The sequence below is a fragment of the Rhodococcus sp. (in: high G+C Gram-positive bacteria) genome (genome assembly GCF_049286785.1).
Taxonomy (GTDB): Bacteria; Actinomycetota; Actinomycetes; order Mycobacteriales; family Mycobacteriaceae; genus Rhodococcus_F.
The window spans coordinates 1-5,816 of sequence record NZ_JBAQEO010000623.1; the positions used below are offsets into that span (position 1 = coordinate 1).

Below are 5,816 nucleotides of genomic sequence, written 5' to 3' on the forward strand. Positions count from 1 at the left end.
CCATTATCTAGATGCGCAGCAACGAGAATCTGGCTCCAAGCTGGTGAAACGCGAAGACGGACGGCGATCCTGGTGTGAGTGACGTGTGGGACGAAGGCCAAGTTCCCGTCAGTTTGGTGTTGCCCGACAGGGCGCCGTTAGGTCATTTCTTGAGCAGGAGCCGAGCGAAAGTGGTTGCGGCGGCCCGCGGCAAGGGCGCGTGCGGCGACCACGGGCCCGCGCTTTCGGGTGGCGTCGGTGTCGAGTTCATTTCGTTAGCTCGGGTGCTCCGGCAGCGAGTGTTGGGAGCGGAGCCGAAGATGCGCTTGATCCCCCAGGTCGGCGTCGTCGAGATGCACCATTTTCCGACACGGTCCAGATATGGCTTTATTCAGGTCAAACACGTCGACTCTCGACGTCGAAAACTGGCTGTGCCGGGGTATTGTCGACGCATGCTGCTCGGCTACGCACGGGTGTCCGGCGCGGACCGGAACCCGGATCATCAGGTCGACGCGTTGCGCCGGGCCGGGGTGGCGGCCGAGGACACTTACGTCGATCACGCGAGCGGCGCGAAGGCCTCGCGCCCGCAGCTGGATCTGGTGCTCGAGCTGCTCCGCGAGGGCGACACGCTGGTGGTCACACGGCTCGACCGCCCCGGCAGGTCGGTGCTGCACCTGATCACCCTCGGCGCCGAGCTGCGCGAGCGCGGGGTCGGGCTGCGGGTGCTCGAGCAGGGCATCGACACCGCCACCGCCGAGGGCCGGGCCATGTTCGGGATGCTCTCGGTGTTGGCCGAACTGTCCCAGGAGCTGACCGTCGCGAATACCCGGGACGGGATCGCCGCCGCCCGGGCCCGCGGCCGCAAGGGCGGGCGCCCACCGAAACTCACCGCCGAGCAGGTCCAACTCGCCCAACGCCTCTATGACGGCGGCGAGCACACCGTCGCGCAGATCGCGGACCTGCTGGGCGTGCGCCGCACCACCCTTTACGGACATCTCAGCAAGCAAGCTAAACCTACTGCAGCACTGGACAAGACGGCGAGCGAGGCCGCCGCCGACCCGATCGGAACCGGGGAACCTGCCACACGACCTCCGCGGCGATCATGGGCGTGTTCGACCTGTGGACACGAGCCGACCACTCGGGCCGAGGCGGCGCATCAGCGCGCCGACCTCGCCGTGATCTGGCTGCATCCCGATCCGACGACGGTGGGCGAGGTCATCACCGGCCACCACTGCCGCCGGTGTCAGCCGGAGCCGCCGGTGATCGACATTGCTTGCACGCTGTGCGGGGATGGGCCCATTCTCGTCGGAGACCTCGTTATCGGGGCGGACGACCGTCTGCCTCTGCCCGCGCAGCGATGGCTTGCCGCCGAGGGTTGGTGCGTATCGCCAAAGCTGTTGTGCCCCGACCATGCTCACCAAGACCAGTAGCGCGGATGTGTTCATGTCGTGTGGCGGAACCCCGGGCCCGATCCACCCTTCGCGAGCCGTCAGCGAATCCCTCCCGGAACCTCGCCGGTCTCATCGGGCGCAATGAGGTGTTGCGGGCGGTTCCCGTCGCCCGGCAGGTGGAGACTGGCTTCCTTCATGTACCGGCGCAGCAGGGTGTTCGCGGTCTCGAGGTCGTCGCGTTGACCGTCGGTCAGCTCGGTCAACCGGGTGTTGGTCTCGCGCAGGTCGGAGTTCTCGGTGCGCAGCTTCGCCACGAGGGACTCGAGGTCGGCGATGCGTGCGACCAGCTCAGGTCGGTCGATGTTGTCGATTTCGCTGCCGAGGGTGCGCCGCAGCCGCTCGCGGAGCTTGCGCTCGGACTCGCGGAGCGTGGCGATCTCCTGCCGGGCGAGTGCCAGGTCGGTGCGCAGGCTGTCGCTGGACGCGTCGCCAGACGCCGTCGACGACTGTGGTCGGAGCTCGGGACCGTGGTGCCGTGTCATCGCCTCGCGGACCGCGCTCGCCAGCGCGGGTGTGTTGTAGAGCAGCCAGGTCGACACGCCGGCGTCGCGGGCGACCCGCGTGAAGGTGATCCGGGCGCCCGATCGCACGAGTTCGTCCAATGCGGTCAGGGCCTGTTCGTGTTTGGTGCGGCTGTGCTGCCGGCGGGCGGCGATCAGCTTGGCGGTGCGCGGGTCAGTCATCGGTGTTTCCCCGGTCGGGGACGATCAGCGGCAGGGCTCGCCGGTGCTGGTCCCGGGCACTGCGTATGGTGCCGATCGCGGCGTCGAGCGCGGCGCGTTCGTCGGGATCGAGTCGCTGCAGGTGCCCGGTCATCTTGGCCAGGATCTGTTCGAACATGGCCAGGTTGTAGCGCAGGTTCTCCACGACCTGCGGCGCGGCGCACAGCTCGGCCTCCTTCACGTCGGCCTTGATCTTGCGGATCTCCTGCTCGATCTCGGGGATGTAGGAGGGGTCGGGGCGGTAGTGGTCGCAGCCGCCGCATTGAAACCGGATGGGGCAGGCCTTGCCGCCGGACTTGACGTTGGACGGTTCGACGCATCCACCGAGAAGCGTGGACACCGAGCGACGTTCGTATTCGATGAGGTCGGCGGCTGGGCGCAGGGCGCCGCGACGGTCCGTCACCAGCCTGCCGACGCGCTCGATCGCCTCACGTTTGCGCTGGTGGCCGATGCGGTAGTAGGTCTGGGTCGATCTGAGGTTGCGATGGTCCATCAATGCCGCCAGCACGTCGACGGGCGTGCCCGCATCGGCATGGTTCTGCGCCCAGGTGTGGCGCAGCGAGTAGGCGACCAGATCACGGCGGTCGATGATGCCGGCGGGATGGTCGGCCGTCCGGATCAGGGCGGTCAGTTCGTCGATCGAGTCGATCCAATGTCGGAAGATGACGCCGAACGCGGCGGCGGTGAAATTCCGGTCGGAGTACGGATCGGCAAGGTGCAGTTGGGGAAACAGGTATCCGTTCCTGTGGTCCGGGCGCAGGAGCCGCACCCGCTCGCGCCAGGTGGTGATCACCGCCGCGGTGCCAGCGGTGATGTGCAGTCGCCGGTCGAGCCGGTTGGCCTTGGTGTTGGTGTAGATCAGCACCGGCCCGCCGTCGAGGTCGACATCGAGGCAGTCGCGACGTAGTGCGGTGATCTCTCCCGGGCGCCGGCCGGTGTCCCGCAGCAGCCGGTAGATCGTTTGCCGCATCTGCGCGTAGTCCTCGTTCGACCACCCCTGGACCCGGTGCCCCGCCTTCATCGCCGGCCGCAGCAACGCCAGGTTGCGGTCGAGGATCTCGACCATCTCGTCGGGCAGGGACCGGCCTGGCTCGTCGTCGTTGCGGGCCGGCAGGGCCGGGCGTTGTTTCAGGTGCGCGGCGGTGAGAGCGAAGGAGCCGGGAACGTGGTCGATATGCCCGGCGGCGCGACCGTAGGCGAGGATGGTCTTGATGTCCCACAGTCGGCAATCGGGATAGTGACCCGCGAAGGGTGCGCCGTCCACGGTGGTCTTGCGGCGGCAATGGTCGATGATCACGGCGATCTCGCCGCGCCCGGCCACCGTCGGGTCGGCGAAGGCGGGGCTGGTCTCGAGGGCTTCCGAGGCCCACGTCAACGCCCTCAGCGAGGGCCGCAGGTTCTCGTAGCGGGGAAGGGTTTCCTTCGCCCACGTCTTGCCCAGTTCGCGCAGCCAGCGGCAGCCGACGGCGGACCAGTCGATGACGATGTGCCGGCTGCGTGTGCGGTGGGCGCTGGGGAACCGCTCGAGCACCTCGGGTCCCCACCGATCGGCCGCGAACAGGTCGACCCCGTCGAACGCGGCGCGCTGCTGGGTGAGCAGCGGCAACGACACCCGCAGCAACCTCTCGTCCCGCTCGTATCGGGCGTCGATGTCGAACAAGGTGCGCGCACCGCGGGCGGCGGCGAGGAGGTTACGCATGCGCAGCATCGAGATGCCGAAGCCCCGCCGATCGCGTTCTTGCAGCAGCCACAACACCTCGGCCCGGACCGTGTCGGTGCATCCGACCAGCGTGAACTCGTGCGAGCGGATCAGCGGCAGCGCCCGGGCGGCGAAGGCGTGCTGGTCGATCGGCGGCTCGCCGCGCTCGCCGCGGGCACGGTACTGGTGGTGGTGGGTCAAGCACAGCGGGGTGGACGAATGAAGCACCTGGTGGCGGCACTGCTCGACGGCACACAGGGCCAGGGCGTGGAGCGGGTCGGCCGCGGCCACGAACGCGCTCAAGGAGGTGCCGCGGGTCTTCGCGGCGGGCGAAAACCGGTTCTGGTGGGTAAAACACAGCCCGGTGGCCGAGTAGCGAGGTCGCGCGCAGTGGACGTCGTCGCCGGTGACGATGCACGACTCGACGACCGTGTCGTGAAAGCGCCGTGTCACACTCTTGCTGCGCGGTCTGCGCCTGGATGTGCAGAACGTGCAGATCGAGTTGCGGGTCCCGGTCGGGTTCACGCACCCGGCACTCGTGCACAGGTACACCAATGTCTTCGGGTTGCCCGGATCCCCGGTGAAGATCAGGGTCTGCGGATTCCACTCGCCGGGGCGCCACGGCTCCACGAGTCGTTCGGTCAACAACGCCCGCCACCGCGAGTCGGTCTCGCTCGCTGCGGGCGCGAGCACCCCCGCGGTCGCTGCCGCGCTCATCGCGTCGTCGCGGGTCGGCCGGACCGCAGCGACGCCACGGTGTCGACCGCGTGGCGCATCTGCTCGTCGGAGGGATGCAGGTACTTCGCGGTCGACACCGGGCTTTGGTGCCCCATCAATTTCTGGACGACGTCGATCGGGGTGCCCGAGCGGGCCCAGGCGGTCCCCGCCGTGTGTCGCAGCATGTGCAGCCGCGCCTGCACCCCCGCCCGGCGGGCCACCCGGGTCAGGCAGCTGCGGGTGTTGGGATACTTCATCGCGGTGTCCGGGGCGGTCGACCAGTACAGGTTGACGAACACGAAACCGCACCCACCGTCCGGGACGAGCCGGTCGCGTTCGTACTGGTAGTCCCGATACACGGCCACCGTATCCGCACCCACCGGCACGCTGCGCGGGTAGTGACTCTTCGCGAGCGCACCGTTGTCGTTGATCCGGCGCCGCACATGCACGTGAGCGCCGCCGATCGTGCAGCCCAACGCCCGCGAGTCCGGCAACAGGTGCAGATCCTCACGACGCAGCCCCAACGTCTCGCCGATCCGCAGGCCGGTCTCGACCATCAGTTGAATCAAGAACAAATCCCTGACATTCGTTGTCGCGGAAAGCAATGCGCTCACCTCATCGTCGGTGAGGGATTCCGGAGGCCGGGTGAACTCCTTGGCCTTGACGACCTTCGCCGCGACGAATCGGTGGGCGCCGCGCTCGCGCTGCGGCATCGTCTCCGGCACAAAGCGCAGATGTTTGGCCTCGACGAACTTGTCGACGACAGCGTCGTCGATCCTGCCCACCCGGGCGCAGTACCTCAGAAACTCGACGATCGCCGTGATATGCGCGTTCACCGTCTTCCCGACCCGCGCCTTACCCGTTGGACCCGGCTCCGCCTCCAGACCGCGCTTGTACAAAATCAGTTGCGGCAGAGATATTTTTGTCCAGTCGACCCCCTGACGATGGCACCAGTTCAGGAAACGGGCCAGCCGCGGAATGTAGGCCCGGAGCGTGTTGACGCTCGCACCCCCGCCGTCGAGGTACAACGCGAACCGGGCGACCTCGGGCACGGGATCCAGCCGATCATCAAGCACCAGCCAGGTGACCTTGCCATCGACCGGCCCGATCGCCCTCTCCACCGTGTACGGCCCATCCATGCGACGAAGCTAACCCACGTCCCTCACAGGGTGTGGGATATCTGCGAGCGACGTCAGCAGGCGTGTTGCAATCCCACGTCCCTCACAGACGGTTGCGGCATAAAGATAA

4 protein-coding genes are annotated in these 5,816 nt (G+C 67.8%); 1 reads left to right on the forward strand and 3 read right to left on the reverse strand.

The annotated features are described in order from the left end of the window. Positions 1 to 431 precede the first annotated feature (431 nt). Positions 432 to 1,409 (forward strand): recombinase family protein, encoded by a 978-nt coding sequence (locus WAW17_RS22680; RefSeq protein WP_422335161.1) that lies wholly within the window; start codon positions 432 to 434, stop codon positions 1,407 to 1,409. Positions 1,410 to 1,468: 59 nt separating this feature from the next. On the opposite strand, the gene WAW17_RS22685 is transcribed toward WAW17_RS22680, so the two are convergent. The 3 genes from WAW17_RS22685 to WAW17_RS22695 are packed head-to-tail and all read right to left on the reverse strand — an operon-like array spanning position 1,469 to position 5,707. Then, on the reverse strand, positions 1,469 to 2,113 hold the full coding sequence (locus WAW17_RS22685) for a DUF6262 family protein (protein WP_422335162.1): 645 nt from the start codon (positions 2,111 to 2,113) through the stop codon (positions 1,469 to 1,471). After that, entirely contained in the window at positions 2,106 to 4,568 is a 2,463-nt protein-coding gene (locus tag WAW17_RS22690; protein ID WP_422335163.1) for a tyrosine-type recombinase/integrase, read from the reverse strand. The genes WAW17_RS22685 and WAW17_RS22690 overlap by 8 nt, the downstream gene beginning before the upstream one ends. After that, a complete protein-coding gene (locus tag WAW17_RS22695; RefSeq protein WP_422335164.1) occupies positions 4,565 to 5,707 on the reverse strand; it encodes a tyrosine-type recombinase/integrase in 1,143 nt (380 codons plus the stop codon). Before WAW17_RS22695 ends, WAW17_RS22690 begins: the two co-directional genes overlap by 4 nt. Between the last annotated feature and the right edge of the window lie 109 nt (positions 5,708 to 5,816).